This window comes from Metabacillus sp. cB07 (genome assembly GCF_016839225.1).
Classification (GTDB): domain Bacteria; phylum Bacillota; class Bacilli; order Bacillales; family Bacillaceae; genus Bacillus_P; species Bacillus_P indicus.
The window spans coordinates 1,395,550-1,412,954 of record NZ_CP069296.1 but is presented as its reverse complement, the minus strand read 5'-3'; the positions used below and the strand labels follow the sequence as shown (position 1 = coordinate 1,412,954).

At 44.1% G+C, this 17,405-nt stretch carries 19 protein-coding genes; 11 read left to right on the top strand and 8 right to left on the bottom strand.

The window, feature by feature from the left end:
* Positions 1-90: 90 nt before the first annotated feature.
* Positions 91-225: an RAxF-45 family protein gene (locus tag JOJ89_RS21255; protein ID WP_277987863.1), complete on the bottom strand. Its 135-nt coding sequence runs from the start codon at positions 223-225 to the stop codon at positions 91-93.
* Positions 226-358: 133 nt separating this feature from the next.
* Between JOJ89_RS21255 and JOJ89_RS07040 the strand changes: the two genes are divergently transcribed.
* Positions 359-1,894, top strand: a complete 1,536-nt coding sequence (locus JOJ89_RS07040; RefSeq protein WP_203290005.1) for an FAD-dependent oxidoreductase — start codon at positions 359-361, stop codon at positions 1,892-1,894.
* Positions 1,895-2,453: 559 nt separating this feature from the next.
* Here the strand turns inward: JOJ89_RS07040 and JOJ89_RS07035 are convergent.
* Positions 2,454-2,651, bottom strand: coding sequence for a cold-shock protein (locus tag JOJ89_RS07035; RefSeq protein WP_029281940.1), 198 nt, complete (start codon positions 2,649-2,651; stop codon positions 2,454-2,456).
* A 345-nt stretch (positions 2,652-2,996) separates the two neighbouring features.
* On the opposite strand from JOJ89_RS07035, the gene JOJ89_RS07030 reads away from it, so the two are divergent.
* Positions 2,997-3,812 carry an alpha/beta fold hydrolase gene (locus JOJ89_RS07030; RefSeq protein WP_324606977.1) on the top strand — a complete coding sequence of 272 codons (816 nt, stop codon included), beginning with the start codon at positions 2,997-2,999 and terminating at the stop codon, positions 3,810-3,812.
* 27 nt (positions 3,813-3,839) lie between these two features.
* Here the strand turns inward: JOJ89_RS07030 and nagE are convergent, their stop codons facing one another.
* From nagE to nagA, 5 genes are read right to left on the bottom strand one after another with little or no spacing between them, the layout of a single operon-like run.
* The gene (gene nagE / locus JOJ89_RS07025; protein ID WP_029281944.1) at positions 3,840-5,213 is read right to left on the bottom strand and encodes an N-acetylglucosamine-specific PTS transporter subunit IIBC; all 1,374 of its coding nucleotides are present in this window, start codon (positions 5,211-5,213) and stop codon (positions 3,840-3,842) included.
* Positions 5,214-5,225: 12 nt separating this feature from the next.
* On the bottom strand, positions 5,226-6,134 hold the full coding sequence (gene murQ / locus JOJ89_RS07020) for an N-acetylmuramic acid 6-phosphate etherase (RefSeq protein ID WP_203290004.1): 909 nt from the start codon (positions 6,132-6,134) through the stop codon (positions 5,226-5,228).
* Positions 6,131-6,859 carry a GntR family transcriptional regulator gene (locus JOJ89_RS07015; RefSeq protein ID WP_203290003.1) on the bottom strand — a complete coding sequence of 243 codons (729 nt, stop codon included), beginning with the start codon at positions 6,857-6,859 and terminating at the stop codon, positions 6,131-6,133. The genes murQ and JOJ89_RS07015 overlap by 4 nt, the downstream gene beginning before the upstream one ends.
* Positions 6,856-7,611: a glucosamine-6-phosphate deaminase gene (nagB, locus tag JOJ89_RS07010; RefSeq protein WP_029565383.1), complete on the bottom strand. Its 756-nt coding sequence runs from the start codon at positions 7,609-7,611 to the stop codon at positions 6,856-6,858. The genes JOJ89_RS07015 and nagB overlap by 4 nt, the downstream gene beginning before the upstream one ends.
* Complete coding sequence (gene nagA, locus JOJ89_RS07005) at positions 7,608-8,792, bottom strand: N-acetylglucosamine-6-phosphate deacetylase (protein ID WP_029281952.1); 1,185 nt, start codon at positions 8,790-8,792, stop codon at positions 7,608-7,610. The genes nagB and nagA overlap by 4 nt, the downstream gene beginning before the upstream one ends.
* A 215-nt stretch (positions 8,793-9,007) precedes the next feature.
* Here nagA and JOJ89_RS07000 point away from each other — a divergent pair, with 215 nt between their 5' ends.
* From JOJ89_RS07000 to JOJ89_RS06960, 9 genes are all read left to right on the top strand, one after another.
* A complete protein-coding gene (locus JOJ89_RS07000; RefSeq protein WP_029281954.1) occupies positions 9,008-9,436 on the top strand; it encodes a PH domain-containing protein in 429 nt (142 codons plus the stop codon).
* Positions 9,437-9,516: 80 nt separating this feature from the next.
* Positions 9,517-9,939, top strand: a complete 423-nt coding sequence (locus tag JOJ89_RS06995) for a pyridoxamine 5'-phosphate oxidase family protein (RefSeq protein WP_029281955.1) — start codon at positions 9,517-9,519, stop codon at positions 9,937-9,939.
* A gap of 79 nt (positions 9,940-10,018) precedes the next feature.
* Positions 10,019-10,252 carry a hypothetical protein gene (locus tag JOJ89_RS06990; RefSeq protein WP_029281957.1) on the top strand — a complete coding sequence of 78 codons (234 nt, stop codon included), beginning with the start codon at positions 10,019-10,021 and terminating at the stop codon, positions 10,250-10,252.
* A gap of 141 nt (positions 10,253-10,393) precedes the next feature.
* A complete protein-coding gene (locus JOJ89_RS06985; protein ID WP_029281959.1) occupies positions 10,394-10,897 on the top strand; it encodes a GNAT family N-acetyltransferase in 504 nt (167 codons plus the stop codon).
* A 170-nt stretch (positions 10,898-11,067) separates the two neighbouring features.
* Positions 11,068-11,847 (top strand): transporter substrate-binding domain-containing protein, encoded by a 780-nt coding sequence (locus tag JOJ89_RS06980; protein WP_029565381.1) that lies wholly within the window; start codon positions 11,068-11,070, stop codon positions 11,845-11,847.
* A gap of 32 nt (positions 11,848-11,879) precedes the next feature.
* Positions 11,880-12,545, top strand: a complete 666-nt coding sequence (locus JOJ89_RS06975; RefSeq protein ID WP_029281963.1) for an amino acid ABC transporter permease — start codon at positions 11,880-11,882, stop codon at positions 12,543-12,545.
* Between the two features lie 29 nt (positions 12,546-12,574).
* On the top strand, positions 12,575-13,303 hold the full coding sequence (locus JOJ89_RS06970; RefSeq protein WP_203290285.1) for an ATP-binding cassette domain-containing protein: 729 nt from the start codon (positions 12,575-12,577) through the stop codon (positions 13,301-13,303).
* 177 nt (positions 13,304-13,480) lie between these two features.
* On the top strand, positions 13,481-14,098 hold the full coding sequence (locus JOJ89_RS06965; RefSeq protein WP_203290002.1) for a YczE/YyaS/YitT family protein: 618 nt from the start codon (positions 13,481-13,483) through the stop codon (positions 14,096-14,098).
* A 159-nt stretch (positions 14,099-14,257) separates the two neighbouring features.
* Complete coding sequence (locus JOJ89_RS06960) at positions 14,258-15,439, top strand: NupC/NupG family nucleoside CNT transporter (RefSeq protein WP_029281968.1); 1,182 nt, start codon at positions 14,258-14,260, stop codon at positions 15,437-15,439.
* A gap of 228 nt (positions 15,440-15,667) precedes the next feature.
* Here JOJ89_RS06960 and JOJ89_RS06955 read toward each other — a convergent pair whose 3' ends face one another.
* Positions 15,668-17,284, bottom strand: coding sequence for a M14 family metallopeptidase (locus JOJ89_RS06955; protein WP_203290001.1), 1,617 nt, complete (start codon positions 17,282-17,284; stop codon positions 15,668-15,670).
* Between the last annotated feature and the right edge of the window lie 121 nt (positions 17,285-17,405).

The window sequence follows — 17,405 nt, the reverse complement described above, 5'->3', positions numbered from 1 at the left end:
TGGTTCTTCAGCGAGTTTATCTGAACGCGCCAAAACAAAAAACGGAGAGCTAATAAGCCCTCCGCATCACTTGTGGATAAGAGAATCTTCTTAACGTTTGAATGTGTTTATGCAGTTGCTGAAAAAGGACAGACGTATCCCGTCAGCAGCAAATGCATGAAAAATAGCACGACACAAATAAAGGTATGATAATTCTTTACCGTGCAGCACATTCAAACTGTTCATCTCTCATCCACCTCCGTTCCTTAAAGTACTACTATTATAACCTGCCGCTTTCAGAATTATCAATCCATTCTTCCAAATACATGTATTTTTACCATGAGGATATTCTAATGATGACTCAGGAGGAGGATTACATATGAAAAATACGAACTCGAAACTGCCCCGGTTTCCTGAACCTTACTGGAGAGACACGTCAAACCTTCCCGCTTTTCCCAAGCTTTCAAAGCACATAACTGTTGATGCTGCTGTAGTCGGAGGGGGCATTACCGGCATCACTTCAGCATATCTTCTTGCGAAAGAAGGACTTAAGGTCGCACTGATTGATTCTGATTGTCTGCTCAATGGCACGACCGGCCATACGACTGCTAAAGTTACCATTCAGCATGATCTTATTTATCACGAGCTGATTCAGCATGCAGGCACAGATGGGGCCAAACACTATTATGAAGCGAACCAGGCAGGTCTGGATTTTATAAGGAATACCGTTAAAGAAAAAAACATCCCGTGTGATTTCAGCAATCAGGATGCCGTTCTATATGCAGTTTCAGATGAATCGCTGGACAAACTCCTTAAGGAAAAAGATGCTTATGATGCTATTGGCATTCCTTATGAGTTTATTGAAAAGCTCTCGTTGAATATAGACATTAAAGGCGCCCTGGTTGTAAAAAACCAGGCTCAGTTTCACCCGCTGAACTATTTGCACGCCCTTCTTGAAGAAATGCTGCAGTCTGGTGTACAGATTTATGAAAACACAGCGTTAATTGACGTGAAAGGCACAAAAGAAGAGCCTGTTCTGCTTTCAAATGAAGGTTTTGAGGTCACTTGTGAACATGTCATTGCAGCGACTCATTTTCCTTTTTATGACGGAAACGGCTTTTATTTTGCCAGAATGTATGCTGATCGTTCATACGTCATCAGTGCAAAAACGTCAAAACCGTATCCCGGCGGCATGTATCTAAGTGTCGATGAACCTAAGCGTTCGCTAAGATCCGCATCCTCCAGCGGTCAGGATGTCGTCTTGATCGGAGGCGAAGGACATAAAGCAGGCCAGGAGAAAGATACCCACAAACTTTATGAAAAGCTCGAAGGTTTTGGAGAAGAGATTTTTGGCTTGGAGGAGATTACACACAGGTGGTCCGCACAGGACTTGTTTACATTGGATAAAATCCCGTACATTGGCCCCCTCACATCAAGCAATCCCAATATCTACGCAGCCACGGGGTTTCATAAATGGGGCATGACAAACGGCACGTTTGCTGCACATATGCTCAGGGATTTAATTGTGAAGAAAGAATCACGCTATTTTGACCTTTTCACTCCGAGCCGCTTTCACTCTGACCCTGGTGTAAAAGAATTTCTGAAAGCAAATGCCGATGTAGCAAAGCACCTAATAGCAGGTAAAATCAAGCGTCCATCAAAGACACCTGATGATCTTCATGCTGATGAAGGCTGTGCGGTGATGGTGAACGGGAAAAAAGCAGGGGGCTATAAAGACGAACATGGAGTGCTTCACCTTGTGGACATGACCTGCACCCATCTCGGCTGCGAAGTGGAATGGAACAGCGGAGACCGCTCTTGGGACTGCCCGTGTCACGGGTCGAGGTTTTCTTATAAGGGTGATGTGATAGAAGGGCCGGCTGATAAGCCGCTGAAAATGATAAAGGAAGAGTAAGTTTTGCAGGGGGGAGACCTTGGGGCTTTACTTACCCTCCATTAACGTTTTTACCGGTTTACTGGGTATCATTCTGCCTTTTGCTTACCCTCCATCAACGTTTTTACCGGTTCACGGGGTACGATTCGGGCGCTTGCTTACCATCCAATAGCGTTTTTACCGGGTTGCTGGGTACGATTCTGCCTGTTGCTTACCCTCCATTAACGTTTTACCGTGTTGCTGGGTACGATTCGGGCGCTTGCTTACCCTTCAATAACGTTTTTACCGGTTCGCGGGGTACGATTCGGGCGCTTGCTTACCATCCAATAGCGTTTTACGGTTTCCGAGGGTACGATTCCAGCATTTGCTTACCCTCCCAGATCGTTTTACGGTTTCCGAGGGTACGATTCCAGCATTTGCTTACCCTCCCAGATCGTTTTACGGTTTCCGAGGGTACGATTCCAGCATTTGCTTACCCTCCCAGATCGTTTTACGGTTTCCGAGGGTAGGATTCACACGCTTGCCGTGTTTTAATTGTGCAGACAAAAAAAGACTCCTTAACAGGAGTCTTTTTCAGTCATTACTTTTGAACGTTAGCAGCTTGTGGTCCACGAGCGCCTTCAACGATTTCGAAAGTAACTTCTTGGCCTTCTTCTAGAGATTTGAAGCCTTCGCCTTGAATAGCAGAGAAATGTACGAATACGTCTTCTTGACCTTCTGCTTCGATGAAACCGAAACCTTTTTCTGCGTTAAACCATTTAACTTTACCTTGTAACATGTGTGTATCCTCCTCGTGCGCCAAGCGCACAATTGTATTACTATCCCTGCTCTAAATAATATTCTTCAAGACGAGTGCCTTTTTAATCATATTACGAACAAAAATAAGTAACTTCATTATAACAAAAGCCTAAAGGACCCGCAACCGTTTCTAAGATCTTTTTAAAGTAGGAATCTACTTGTCTGTGTGCATATTATGGCAGAACACGCGCAGCGTTCTTCCACGACATGAGCCTGCCTCTCAATTGTGACACTTTTCTTACAATTGACCTCTTTTTCTACTATTTGTTCCCTGCTCATATTAAGATATAAGTTCCTATGAACCTATAATCTTACCAGATGGCAGGTGTTACACATTTTATATTACAGAACCCTGAAACTTCACGAGAAAAAGCCGTGGGTTACCTTTATACATGGTGCAGGCGGAAGCTCGTCAATTTGGTACAAGCAAATAAGGGAATTTAAAAAACATTTTAACATCTTGCTCATTGATCTGCGCGGACATGGAAGATCCGCAAAGGGGATGTGGAAAGAGGGCGATGATTTTTCAGACATTGCTGAAGAAGTTATCGATGTTCATGACCGGCTGAAAATATCCTCTTCTCATTTTGTCGGGATTTCACTTGGCACGATTGTTATTCAAACCATCGCGAAGATCAGGCCAAGGCTTCTTTCTTCCATGGTTCTCGGCGGGGCCATCACAAAACTGAACGTCTTTACGAGAATGCTGCTTGTTGTTGGCAACCTCGGCAAAAGAATTCTCCCGTATATGTGGCTTTACTCTTTGTTTGCCTGGATCATAATGCCCTATGCAACTCATAAAGAATCCCGCACGATGTTCATCAGCCAGGCAAAGAAGATGTGCCAAAAAGAGTTTATTCAATGGTTTTCACTGACGCGTTTCGTGAATCCGTACTTGATAGAGCTTCAAAAAGACTTCCACAAAATTCCTGTCCTGTTTTTAATGGGAGAACAAGACCATTTATTTTTAAAGCCGGTAAAAGAGATTGCCTCGGAAAATAAGGATGTACAGGCCGTGTACATAGCTGATTCAGGTCACGTCTGCAATATTGATCAGCCTGACAGATTCAATCATCATGCTGTCTCATTTATAGTAAAGACAGAAGCAGACCGTTTTTCTGTCCGCATAAAAAATGCCTGAATCAGGAGATGATTCAGGCATTCTTCTTTATTTCAGTTTTTTCAGCTCATTGGATACAAACTCAACGTCTGTTCCGACGATCACCTGTACATCTGTTTTCGTCAGCTTGATTACGCCTCTTGCACCAGCTTGCTTGAGTGCTTTTTCATCAATTGCACCTGCGTCCTTCACTTTAAGGCGAAGGCGCGTCACACAGTTATCAATCTCTGTCAGATTGTCGCTGCCGCCAAGACCGGCCATATATTTTGCTGCCATTGCAGCATATTTGTCTCCGCCCGCAGCAGGTTCGCTGATTGCTTCCTCATCTGTCTCATCCTCGCGGCCAGGCGTTTTCAGATCAAGCTTCTTGATCAGGAAGTAGAACAGGAAGAAATAGATTGCAGCATACACAGCTCCCATGACAAGGAGCAGCCATGCATTTTTCGCAGCCGGAGCGTTAAAGTTCAATACATAATCAATGGCTCCAGCAGAGAATGTAAAGCCAAGGTGAATATCAAGCAGCTGTGCTATTGCCATCGACGCACCGGTTAAGACAGCGTGGATAACATACAGCAATGGCGATAAGAACATGAACATAAACTCGATCGGTTCTGTAATACCTGTTAAAAATGATGTAAACGCAACACCGATCAGCAAACCTGATACAGCTTTGCGGCGCTCTTTTTTAGCAGCCATAATCATGGCAGCTGCAGCTGCAGGAAGGCCGAACATCATGATCGGGAACATGCCTGACATGAAAAATCCTGCACTTGGATCACCGGCGAAGAATCGGTTAAGATCACCTGTCGCTCCGTTATATTCGCCGAATACAAACCATACCAAACTATTAATAAACTGATGAAGTCCTACTGGAATTAAGATTCGGTTTAAGAATCCATATATGGCTACACCTGCGGCACCAGCCTCGGTTAACCAGACACCCACGTTGTTGATCCCTTCCTGCACAGGACCCCAAAGATAGCCGAATGCAAGAGAGAGAATAAGCATAACGGCAGCCGTAATGATGGGAACAAACCTGCGCCCCCCAAAGAATGCGAGCCATTCAGGCAATTTTATCTCTGAAAAACGGTTATATAAGAGACCGGCTATAATACCTGCTATAATCCCCCCAAGAACGGACAGCTTAATATCCGGATTGATGACTTCAATCCCTTTCGTTAAAACCAGGTAGCCAATTGTACCTGCAAGCGCGGCCGAACCATGCCCATCCTTCGATAAGCCGATTGCAACCCCAATGGCAAAGATAAGAGCCAGATTTGCAAAAATGAAATCGCCTGTCTGCGCCAATAACGGAATGCCGAGCAGGTCATCCTGTCCAAGGCGCAGCATAAGCCCGGCAGCCGGAAGTACGGCGATCGGCAGCTGCAGTGATTTCCCTATTTTCTGTAAAAACCCCAACATAATAATTCCCCCTTACTTGTTTTTATTATCGAAAAAGCGATGAATCGCTTGTTTCAATCTCCCTTGAGCCTCATGAATATAGAGGCCTGCTTCTTCCCGTGATGCATGTGTGACTGTCATGAAAATGGCTTCTTTAAGATTGTACTGCGTTTTTTCCATGGTTAGTCCTGCTGTTTCCTCATCAATGCCCGTCGTTTCCGCCAAAATCATCTCTGCCCTCTTTTTCAGTTTGCGGTTGATCAGTTTCATGTCGGCCATCTCATTTCCGTATACTTTCCCAAGCTGAATCATGACACTTGTTGAGATCATGTTCAGAGCGATTTTCTGAGAAGTCCCCGCTTTTAATCTTGTTGACCCCCGTATGACTTCAGGTCCAGTTGTAAGTTCTATGGCAACATCAGCTATCTTGGATATGACGGAATGTTCATTGTTGCTGATCGATATTGCACAGGCACCCGCCTGTTTCGCATAGTCAAGGCCGCTTACAGCAAACGGAGTTGAACCGCTGGCTGTGATGCCGATGACACAGTCCTGCTCAGCCAGTGAATGGGATTTCAATTCCTCCCTGATGGCGTGTTCATCGTCTTCAGTCTCCTCAAGCGGCATCCACATCGCTTCATTTCCTCCAGATACAATGGCCGTCCACCTGTCTTCCTCTACAGAAAAAGTCGGTCCGAGCTCCACTGCATCAAGCATGCCCACTCTTCCGCTGGTTCCTGCTCCAATGACAAACACTCTTCCGCCTTTGTTCCATCGCGCTACAATTTCATCGGCTGCTTCAGCAATTTTGGGAAGTGCTTTCTCCACTGCAGCAGATATTGCCGCGTCCTCCTGGTGCATAAGTTTAACCATCTCATAGGAAGTCATTTCATCAATGGCAGACGTTCGGATGTTTTTTTCTTCTGTTGCGCGTTTATTCATGAGAATCGCTCCATATCAATGGTGAATTTATAGCGGTCAGCCCGGTAAACAGATTTAACGACTTCAAGGGGTTTATTTGATTCAAGCGTGCTTCTCCGCTCGATCATCAGGACCGGGGCACCTTCTTCGACCTGGAGCATTTCCGCTTCTGTCCTTCTGGCAATAGAGGCCTCAAGAACTTGGCGTCCATGCTGAATCTTCAGTCCCAGTTTATTTTCCACGTACTCATAGATAGAAGATTGAGCGATTTCTTCGGTCAGATCGGGTGCCACTTCTTTTGAAATGTACAGCATTTCATAGGCCATCGGCAGCTGGTCTGCAAGCCGGATCCGTTTTAATTCAAAAAGGGATGTTCCCGCTTCCACCTCAAGCTCGGAAGCAAGGTCATGACTTGCAGGCACTACCTTGAAGCTGATGACCCGCGTACTTGGTTCAAGGCCCCGCGACCTCATATCCTCAGAAAAACTGGTCAGCCCCTGAAGCGGCTGTTCAATTTTCTGGTGGGCGACAAACGTTCCCTTCCCTCTCTGTCTGTAAAGAAAGCCATCATTTACAAGGTTAGAAAGAGCTTGTCTGACAGTCATTCTGCTGATTCCGTACTTTTCCGCGTATTCTCTCTCAGATGGAATCATCCGGCCTGGTGTCAGCTCCTGATTTTGAATTGCTTCTTTGATGGCTTCTTCGAGCTGATAGTAGATTGGCAGGGGTGAGTTCTTTTGAATCATCTTGCAAACATCTTCCTTTCATCCGGCTGAAGCTTTGACAGGGCTTCCCGGTCTGCAATAATCACTGCATTCGGGTGGTTTCTAAGGACAGTCGCCGGAATATCTTCAGATACATCCGCATGAAAAAGATCATTTAATATAGCTGCTTTTTGAACACCTGATGCAAGAAGAAGAATTTTTTTGCTTCTCATGATTGAAGCGATTCCCATGGTAACCGCATGTTTCGGTACATCTTCGATTCTGTCGAAATACCTTGCATTCGCTTCGCGGGTCGATTGTGCAAGCTTCACAAGATGGGTGTTTGAATCAAATGAGCTGCCCGGTTCATTAAATCCAATGTGCCCGTTCTGACCTATTCCCAGAAGCTGCAGGTCAATGCCGCCGCTTTCGCTGATCAGCCTGTCGTAATCCCCGCACTCTTTCTCTAAGTCGGATGCTTCTCCGTCAGGAAGATGTGTATTGGCAGCAGAGACATTGACGCTGTCAAAAAAATGCTTCTTCATGTACGTATGATAGCTGTTTTCATCATCTTTATGGAGACCTGCATACTCATCCAGATTAAAAGTTCTAACTTCAGAGTAGTCTGTTCCGTTATCCTGATGGTCAAGGATCAGCTGCTGATAGGTGCCTAAAACCGTTCCTCCCGTTGCAAGCCCAAGCACTGAGTCTTTTTTGGACCGGACCTGCTCTGAGATTATTCTTGAAGCAAGTATGCTCATTTCCTTGTAATCCTTCGCTTCAATCAGCTTCATTTGTCAGCACTCCCTGTAAAAGATATCGTTCCTCTGCAGATCGTCATCATCACATTTAACTCGTCATCGAGCACGGCAATGTCTGCATCTTTTCCCTTCTCAAGGCTCCCTTTTCTGTCGTAGACCCCAATTTGTTTAGCAGGATTAACAGATGACATCGTGACAGCATCCAAAAGAGAGCATCCCGTGAATGACATCATGTTGACCGCTGCATCTCTAAATGTAAGAATACTTCCCGCCAGTGTTCCATCGGCGAGTGTCGCCCGCTCCCCGTCAACTGTTACTTCCTGTCCGCCAAGATCGTATGTGCCTGGACCGAGCCCTTTAGCACGCATGGCATCTGTTATGAGAATGGCCCTTTCACTGCCTTTCATTCTATAAGCAAACTTGACCATTTCAGGTGCAATATGAATGCCGTCCACAATCATTTCCGTCATCACTTCATCCTTCATCAGAACAGCGCCGGCAGTGCCTGCATCGCGATGATGAATGCCTCTCATCCCGTTGAAAAGATGTGTTGCATGATGAACTCCGCTTGCAACCGCCGTCTCCACTTCCTGATAAACAGCATCACTGTGGCCGATTGACGGGACGATTGACAAACTCTTTAAATGGCTCGCAAGCTCATACCCGCCTTCGCGTTCCGCTGCCAGTGTCACAAGTTTGATACTTCCGCCTGACTCTTCATGCCACCTGTCAAAAAGTTCAACTGAGGGTTCAATAATATTTCCGGGTGCCTGAGCTCCTGCGCGTTTCGGATTTAAAAATGGACCTTCAAGGTGAATGCCAAGGATCTCTGCACCGGTTTGATTTTTTTCTTTTAAGTATCCGGCTGTATTAACAAGCGCTTTAGAAATTTGTTCTTTACTTGAAGTCATTGTAGTTGCCAGAAAACTTGTTGTTCCTTCAAATGGAAGCTTTGAAGTCATTGTTTGCAGCGCTTCTTCAGTAGCATCCATCACATCCGCGCCATGTGCGCCGTGGATGTGGAGATCAATAAACCCCGGCACGGCCTTTGCAGCGTGCTTTAAATCAATTACGCGCTCAAATCCGCTCTGCTCCTGATAATCCTCCATCATCCCGACTTCTTTTATTTTTTCATCTTCTATTAAAACGTACCCACTCTCAATAATGGATTCGCCAGTATAAATTTCAGCGTTCAATAAGCATATTTGTGCCATCATTACAGCTCCTTGCATCCGTTTTCACACATACTATAACATCTATTCAACTAGTTGTCTATACCAGTTTATATTTCATTCATTTCCCTTAACTTACCCTGGCCTCCTTCCGCGCATCCGCCTTACTCCAACTTCCGTTAAAAGAAACTTAGAACGACATTTGTCCGTCATAACTCCAGGAAAAATATGCTAAAATAAATGAGAGGAGGTCTGTCATGAAGTTTAAAGTAAAGCGAAACCCAATTCTTGTATGTATCATCGTGTTTTTAATTCTTTTCCCGTTTTTTCTCCTGTATCAGGGTGAACCCGCGGCACCTCTTGTTTTTCCTTTTTTAATTGCAGCCTTTCTTGCACATGCTCTTTTTAACTCCTATTTTGTCATTGCAGATCAGAAACTGAAAATTGTATTCGGACTCATCAGAAAAGAAATTTTTATTAGAGACATGAAAGAAGTGCACTATTCAATGAATCCACTATCTTCACCGGCCTGGACATTCAAGCGCCTGAAAATTGTGTACACAGGTTCTTTTTCATCAAGCCGCCCTGCCTATTCAAAATTTGCGCTTGTTTCGCTGCCAAAAGATGAAAAACGTTTCTTCAGGGAGCTGACGATGATTAATCCGGGTATTTCCACTCCAATATAAAGCATCCCTTTTCACTTTCAGGTTTTAGATAAAGGAAAGGAAGGAATACATACACTATCACGTTTAAAGGAGATGTATGTATGAATAAGCAGACACTGAACAAAGAAGTTCTGGACGTTCTTGAGAAACACAAAGTCGGCACATTGTCCACCGTCGTGGACGATAAACCCCACTCCCGCTATATGACCTTTTCCAATGATGAACTCATGCTCTATACCCCGACTAATGTTCACACGCACAAAGCAGATGAAATTGAAAAAAATCCGAACGTACATATCCTGCTTGGCTATGAAGGTGAGGGATATGGTGATTCCTATGTAGAGTTTGAAGGAACAGCGGAAATCAGCACAGACCAGGAACTGAAAGACCGTATCTGGAATGAGCATATGAAAAATTGGTTCAAGGGTCCTGATGACCCGGACTATATTGTTCTTGCCATTAAACCGAACAAGATCCGCCTGATGAACAGCGGACAGAAAACACCTCAGACACTGGATGTCTGATCCGCTTATGCCAATTCCTTGTTTTCACCCGGCCATCGTGAGAAAATAAGGGACGAATGAAAGCATAAAGGGTGATTTCATGTACTATGTTGTAGTTGATATAGGCTGCTCAGACTGTGGAGAGGCTTCAAACGTAGTTGGTGTCTTTACAGAAGAAGATAAAGCACGCACAGCTTTAGAGCAGTATAAAAAAGCAAACAAGCTTGACTTGTATGGCGACGACCACCAGTTTTTAATTTACGGGGTAAAGGAACTGAATCAAATCCACAATGACAGTTTTGACCACTGTATTTATGACAGTCATGAAGACTAGCATCCGGCGCCTGTACTGGCGCCGTTTTTTTATTAAGCAACTCCTTCCAATTTGAGCAAAACGGTTGATGCTTTTGCTCCAGTCCAGTACAATAGATAACTGTGTTTTACGTACGGACTACCATAAAGGAAGGAGATATTTATGTATCAATCTGTACTGACTGGCGGAAATCAGGCACCTGTGGACGCGGAAGAACTGCAGTTTCAGCTTTATAGAATGCAGGATAATCTCAAGGAAATCGCCAAGAGGTGGAAAGTTGTCGGAATTGATCAGACAAAAGAAGACAAATGGGTCGTTGTTTATGCACAAAATGACGGTGATTCATGCAAAGTGATGCTTAATGATTGTGAAACAGCCTATCGGGGGAAATGGGATTTTTCCATTCATGCCACCTATTCAGACGATCAGGCCATTCATATTGGCGACATTAAAGGCCCTGCAAACAAAGGCTACGGATCAATTTGCATGAATTATTTAAAAGAAATCGCTAAAGACCAGAACATTCCATCTATAACCGGGGATATCGCCAAAAGAGACTGGGATCACGTCGACCGTCTTGTGCACTTTTACGAAAAGCATGACTTTAAAGTAAGCATTGATTACGAAGAGCAGGCAGGAGAAATTGAATGGAATGCTATGCAGTAGAAGCAGCTATAAAGCTGCTTCTTTTTTTATGCAAGTTTACATTTTCTTTTTCTGAAAAATTCTAAAAAATGCGATTACAGTAAGTAAGATAAGGGTATGTACAACTAGCGCATTTTTTCCTGTTTACCATAATCACTCATACCATACAGAAAGGAGACTTGGAGCAACTTATGAAAAAACAAGTATATCTTATGATCCTGCTTCTGATGACAGGTGTTTTTTTATCAGCCTGTGCTGAGAAAGAAAAATTATCAGACGGAACAGAATTGATTGACAAGGATGAATTTGTATTTGCTGCATCAGGTGAATTCAAACCATTCAGCTACGTGAAGGACGATATGACGATGACCGGATTTGATGTTGCCGTCGGAGAAGCAATTGCGAAGGAGCTTGGACTTAAGCCCGTTCAGAAACGGATTAAATTCAAAGGGATTGTTGAAGGTGTCAAAACCGGCCGGGCCGACGCCGCTGTGGCAAGCCACACCATCAATGACCAGCGGGCAAAGCACGTGTCATTTTCCACACCCTACTACTATTCAGGACCTCAAATTTTCACGCGTCCTGACAGCAGCATCAAAACAGTTGAAGATCTCAAAGGAAAAGAAGTCGCTGTAGCCAAAGGCTCTACATATGCTGCAACCGCAGAGAAATATACAGACAACATAAAGATGTACGACAGCGATATCACTGCTCTTAAAGCGCTTAGTACAGGCCGCCATGACGCGGTGATCACCGATTTTGTAACAGGAAAAAGTGCAGCAAAAGGCGGATTTGACATTACCGGACAGCAGCTGATTGAACGAAGTGAACAGGCTGTTGTTATTCCGCAGGACAACCCCGAACTCTTAAAGCGTGTTAACGAAGCACTCGAAAACCTGCGCAAAGACGGAACACTGAAGAAAATCAGCATTGAGTATTTTGGAGAAGACATTACAACTAAACCGGAATAATCACTGCCTGTACAGAAAGGATGTTGTTTATATTGCCTAGCTTTTCTCATTTTTTTGATTCTCTCATAGCAAGCAGAGGCGTATTTTTCGATGCGATGCTTGTCACTCTCCAGTTGACAGTAGTGTCCATTTTAATCGGGATTGTCATCGGCCTCTTTTTCGCATTGCTGAAAATATCCAAACTGAAAGTGCTCGGCTGGATCTCGGATGCTTATATTTACCTTGTCCGCGGTACACCATTAATCGTTCAGATTTTCATTCTGTACTTCGGTTTCAGCGGATTGTTTCTAATCCCTGATTTCTGGGCTGCATCCCTTGCTCTCGCCTTCCACAATGGTGCCTATATTGCTGAAATTTTCAGGGGCACCATCCAGTCCATCGACAAAGGTCAAATGGAAGCGGGCCGTTCCCTCGGCATGACAAGAGGTCTCACAATGAGGCGCATCATCATGCCTCAGGCGTTCAGACGTGCGCTTCCTCCTCTTGGAAACCAGATGATTATCGGTTTAAAGGATTCTTCTCTGGCAGCATTTATCTCCATCAATGAATTATTTAACGTGGCGACCACACTCGGTTCAAACAATTTCGATGAAATGACATTCCTGCTGATTGTTGCCGTTTACTACTTAATACTGGTTGCAATTCTGACACTCGTTGTAAACGGACTTGAAAAGAAAATGTCCATCAGTGACCGCTAAAGGAGGGAATCTTTTTGGAATCAAAAGAAATGATCAAAGTGGAAAAGCTGAATAAATCATTCGGCGACCTGCATGTCCTAAAAGATATTGATATGAAGGTTGGTGAAAGCGATGTTGTTTGTTTAATCGGATCAAGCGGATCCGGTAAAAGTACCCTTCTCAGGTGCCTTAACTTTCTTGAGAAAAAAGATAACGGAAAAATCATCATAAACGGCGAAGAAGTCACACAGGGCACACATGACATCAACGAAGTCCGCCAGAAAGTCGGCATGGTGTTCCAGCATTTTCAGCTGTTCCCTCATAAAACAGTGATTGAAAACATTATGGAAGCACCGCTGATGGTAAAGAAAATGAAAAAGAACCAGGCTGAAGCGGAAGCACGGGCTCTCCTTGAAAAAGTTGGCCTTTCCGACAAAGCAGATGTCTATCCGAACAAATTGTCAGGGGGACAAAAGCAGCGGGTTGCCATTGCCTGTGCACTCGCCATGAAGCCTGAAATCATGCTGTTTGACGAACCTACATCCGCTCTTGATCCGGAACTTGTCGGAGAGGTGCTCGCAACGATGAAGGAGCTTGCAGAAGAAGGAATGACTATGGTTGTCGTCACACATGAGATGCAGTTTGCGAGAGAGGTTGCCGACTGGATCGTATATATGAACGAAGGCAGAATTGTTGAAATCGGACACCCGGAGGAGTTCTTCTCAAATCCTAAAGAAGAGCGTACAAAAGAGTTTTTAAGAACGACTCAGCTAAGCTGAAGAAAAGCCGCAGAACATGGTTTCTGCGGCTTTTTCATTTCCCCCCGAACCTGTGGATTCTTCTTCCACCTCATTTTCTCTTGCCAAAGGGAAGATTATTGGATATGATGAAAACGAATTCAAGAGGTCTGACGACTAACCACTATTTAAACAACTCCACTTGAGAGGGGAAACTCCATGAAAGAAAGAACACTATTTTTTATCACAGGCTTACTGGCCCTTACGCTCGGTGTGGCGCTGATTATCAAATCAGGTCTCGGCGCATCCTCATGGGACGCCCTTGCAGTAGGAGAATCCAATTTATTTGGGCTCACAGTCGGTACCTGTATTTTTATAAATGGCATCGTGCTGATCTTTATTAACTCATTTTTGATGAAAAAGAAACCTGAACTGCTGGCAGCAGGAAGCATTCTCTTAATTGGTGCATTAATTGACTTCTGGCTTCTTGTCGTTTTAAAACATTATTCCCCTTCAGGATTATTCTTCCAGGCATCTGCTTTAATTGCCGGGATTTTGACAATGGGCATTGGCGTTGCGGTTTATCTTCAGGCAAAGTTCCCTGCAAGTCCGATGGATACACTGATGGTTGCCATCCATACCCGTTTCGGTCTTAATTTAAGAAATTCAAGGATCATCAGCGAAACCTTTGCGCTGCTTCTCGCTTTTGCTTTTCAGGGAGCAATCGGCATCGGCACATTTGCTGTAACACTGACGCTTGGGTTTGTTGTTCAATATTTCCATCCGAAGTTTGAGGGATTGCTGCTGCGTATGAGCAGCAGATTATCCTATAAATAATTAAAAATTTGTTATTGCTTTGTTCCTATAAATCTATTATAGTTGAATACGTCAGAGGTCAGACATCAGATGACGCTGACTCTCTTTTTCAAAGTTGATGAAAGCGTATACAGTATTCTTTCAAAAAACGATTACTATTCCATCATAGAGGTGAACGAAATGAAATACCTGATTGCCCTTCTTGGACTTGCGATTGTTCTGGGTCTTGCCTGGGTTGCAAGCAGCGACAGAAAGAAGATTAAGTTTAAACCAGTTGCATTAATGATTGTTATTCAAATCGCTTTAACGTTCCTATTACTGAATACCAAATTCGGACTCATTTTAATTACAGCTATTGCCGACGGTTTCGGAAAGCTGCTCGAATATGCAAATGAAGGAATTATGTTTGTCTTTGGAGGACTCGCGAACGATGGACAAGCTCCGTTCTTCCTGAATGTTCTTCTTCCAATCGTCTTTATTTCAGCATTGATTGGGATCTTCCAGTACTTTAAGATTTTGCCTTTTGTCATGAAGGGCATAGGTTTTGTACTGAGCAAAGTTAACGGAATGGGAAAACTTGAGTCTTACAACGCTGTCGCATCTGCCATCGTTGGTCAATCAGAAGTTTTCATCACCGTTAAAAAACAGCTTGGACAGCTGACATCACAGCGTCTTTACACGCTTTGCGCATCTGCCATGTCAACTGTATCCATGTCCATTGTTGGAGCATACATGACAATGATCGAGCCAAAGTATGTTGTAACGGCAATCGTCATCAACCTGTTCGGCGGATTTATCATTGCTTCAATCATCAATCCTTACACTGTTTCAGATGAAGAAGATATTCTCGTCATTCAGGAAGAAGAAAAGCAGTCATTCTTTGAAATGCTTGGCGAATACATCATGGACGGCTTCAAAGTAGCAGTTATTGTCGGTGCCATGCTGATCGGTTTCGTTGCACTGATTGCAGCGGTCAACAACATTTTTGATATGGTCTTCGGCATTACATTCCAGGGTATTCTCGGTTACATCTTTGCCCCATTCGCCTTTATCATGGGTGTTCCTATGAATGAAGCAGTAGCTGCGGGCGGAATCATGGCAACAAAGCTTGTGACAAACGAATTTGTAGCCATGATGGACCTTGCAAATGTTGCAGATACGTTCAGTGAGCGTACACTTGGTATTATCTCTGTGTTCCTTGTATCTTTTGCCAACTTCTCTTCCATCGGAATTATTGCCGGTGCGGTGAAGGGTCTGCATGAAAAACAAGGAAACGTAGTTGCACGTTTCGGTTTGAAGCTGCTTTACGGTGCTACACTTGTGAGTATCCTGTCAGCGATTATTGTAAGTATCGTACTATAAGAACAAAAGCGCAAGCGCCTTGGTCAGATCCGATAGGCAGATAAGAATCCGACGGAAAAGTCCGGGTTTGACTTTTTTGACGGATTTGTTCTGACAGAGGATCTAGGCGCTGGAGCTGGACGAGGATAAATTTGTTATGTTATTCACAGCCTTTTATTCTTTATAATTTCCTGCTTAACAATAAAAAACAGATCCCGCTATTTAGCGGGATCTGTTTTTTTTATTACCTTACTTCAGCTTTTTTCCATCAAACATAAACCGGTAAACCGGCAATTCCTCTCCAATCTCTGACGGTATATAGCCGAATGTGACATAGCTGTCAATCGACTCGGGCTCAAGGGAGAGAGACAGCAGATTATTTTGCGGCTGAGCAGACAGGAAGATATATGAGCCTTTCGGGAAAACGACCTCTTTTTTAGTGAGCTCTGTCTCTACTTCGACCAGCTGCTTTCCTTCGTACTGTTCCGTCTCTTCTTTGCTTGTAATCTGATAGGCTTCAACAGGGAGTTTCATTTGTTTCGGAAGCTTAAATCCTTTTACCCCCTGATTCATCAGCCTTGCTGCAGCATCACCCTGATCAGGCTGCAGGACATATGCGGTCGGACGCTCGCGTGTCAATGTCGGAACAGCTTCTGTTGCACTGAAGTAGTTAACAGGCACATCCTGAACGGTTCCGCTTGCAATATCAACCATTTCAAGAGTTTGTCCATCTATTTCCAATGCCTCACTGTTCACATAAACAGGATCATTGTCTTTTGGAAGCAGGCCTTTTTTAACTAGCTTTGCCCGTTCAGCTGCAACGATCACTTTCACTTTTCGGGCATTTTCTGCTGTTTGTCTTAAGATGTTTTCATGTGTCGCAATCTGTGCTGCAACCCTGCGCCCGAAGTCCTCTCTCCCAATATCAATGCCCCTGCTTTCCACAAGGAACGAAAAAGCAGGCTGCAGTCCAAAGGAGTTTCTTCCGATGCGCGGTTCTGTCCCTCCTTCTAAAATATCGATTTCACCATTTGTCACAGCCGATGTATAATAACGGTCAGCTGAAAACCCTTGATCTTCAAGTGCATCAAACGTCGGTTCGACATAGAGGCTGTCTGACATGGTTCTGATTTTTTCAGGAATGTTTAAATTTCTGCCTGACAGCAGCAGGATATCATGATACTTCAGAAGACCCTCATCCCCAAACCGGTCGAACGAACGGGTGTATGGCGTATATTCATGGGCATCAATGACAACTTCTGGCGTGTACTTATTATATTCTCTATGAATCGCCTGCACTTCCGGCGATTCAAGCTTGACGTGGTCACGGTTGCCGTCAAGGCCATTTTGAAGCTGTCGTTTAAAATTGTAAGAACCATCCGGATTTACACGTGGAACAATAATAATATTGATATCATCGAGCAGCTCTTTCCCAAGCTCGCCAGTCAGACGATTTGCGATGGCGAGAATGGATTCACCGCTTGCAGGCTCATTTCCGTGAATCTGGCTCTGAATCCAGACCGTCGGCTTACGCGATGCGTAGCTCGGTTTTATGCTCCCGTCCTTTGTAAAGTAAAGCGCAGGAATCGCCATTCCGTTTTGCGATCTGCCAATCTCTTTTACTGATACGTATGGAGATTTTTTTTTGAGTTCTTCTATGTAAGCAAGCATTTCCTCCTGGGTGGTAAAGGCTTCTTCACCTTTAGTAAAAGCCGGTGTTTCATCAGTTAATGCAACATCGGGAAAAAGCGGCCTTACTTGTTCGGGCTGTGTATACGTTTTTCCATAGTATGGTGTTTCTGCGCTGACTGCAGGGGCAAGAAGGAAGCTCGCTGTCAGCAAAACAGGAATCGCCTTTTTCTTCAAATTTTCCCAACTCCTCTTGTCATTTGCTTACAATCATAGAGGAAAAAGAGTATATTATCAAAAAATTCAAACTAGTTTTATTTTCCTATGTCTTCCTATGGTATGTTCAATCCCATTCAAA

Excerpts from the sequence above, each read along its gene's own strand:
- JOJ89_RS21255 (WP_277987863.1), bottom strand. The coding sequence starts at position 225 with ATGAACAGTTTGAATGTGCTGCACGGTAAAGAATTATCATACCTTTAT.
- JOJ89_RS07040 (WP_203290005.1), top strand. The coding sequence starts at position 359 with ATGAAAAATACGAACTCGAAACTGCCCCGGTTTCCTGAACCTTACTGG.
- JOJ89_RS07035 (WP_029281940.1), bottom strand. The coding sequence starts at position 2,651 with ATGTTACAAGGTAAAGTTAAATGGTTTAACGCAGAAAAAGGTTTCGGT.
- nagE (WP_029281944.1), bottom strand. The coding sequence starts at position 5,213 with ATGTTGGGGTTTTTACAGAAAATAGGGAAATCACTGCAGCTGCCGATC.
- murQ (WP_203290004.1), bottom strand. The coding sequence starts at position 6,134 with ATGAATAAACGCGCAACAGAAGAAAAAAACATCCGAACGTCTGCCATT.
- JOJ89_RS07015 (WP_203290003.1), bottom strand. The coding sequence starts at position 6,859 with ATGATTCAAAAGAACTCACCCCTGCCAATCTACTATCAGCTCGAAGAA.
- nagB (WP_029565383.1), bottom strand. The coding sequence starts at position 7,611 with ATGAAGCTGATTGAAGCGAAGGATTACAAGGAAATGAGCATACTTGCT.
- nagA (WP_029281952.1), bottom strand. The coding sequence starts at position 8,792 with ATGGCACAAATATGCTTATTGAACGCTGAAATTTATACTGGCGAATCC.
- JOJ89_RS07000 (WP_029281954.1), top strand. The coding sequence starts at position 9,008 with ATGAAGTTTAAAGTAAAGCGAAACCCAATTCTTGTATGTATCATCGTG.
- JOJ89_RS06995 (WP_029281955.1), top strand. The coding sequence starts at position 9,517 with ATGAATAAGCAGACACTGAACAAAGAAGTTCTGGACGTTCTTGAGAAA.
- JOJ89_RS06990 (WP_029281957.1), top strand. The coding sequence starts at position 10,019 with ATGTACTATGTTGTAGTTGATATAGGCTGCTCAGACTGTGGAGAGGCT.
- JOJ89_RS06985 (WP_029281959.1), top strand. The coding sequence starts at position 10,394 with ATGTATCAATCTGTACTGACTGGCGGAAATCAGGCACCTGTGGACGCG.
- JOJ89_RS06980 (WP_029565381.1), top strand. The coding sequence starts at position 11,068 with ATGAAAAAACAAGTATATCTTATGATCCTGCTTCTGATGACAGGTGTT.
- JOJ89_RS06970 (WP_203290285.1), top strand. The coding sequence starts at position 12,575 with ATGATCAAAGTGGAAAAGCTGAATAAATCATTCGGCGACCTGCATGTC.
- JOJ89_RS06965 (WP_203290002.1), top strand. The coding sequence starts at position 13,481 with ATGAAAGAAAGAACACTATTTTTTATCACAGGCTTACTGGCCCTTACG.
- JOJ89_RS06960 (WP_029281968.1), top strand. The coding sequence starts at position 14,258 with ATGAAATACCTGATTGCCCTTCTTGGACTTGCGATTGTTCTGGGTCTT.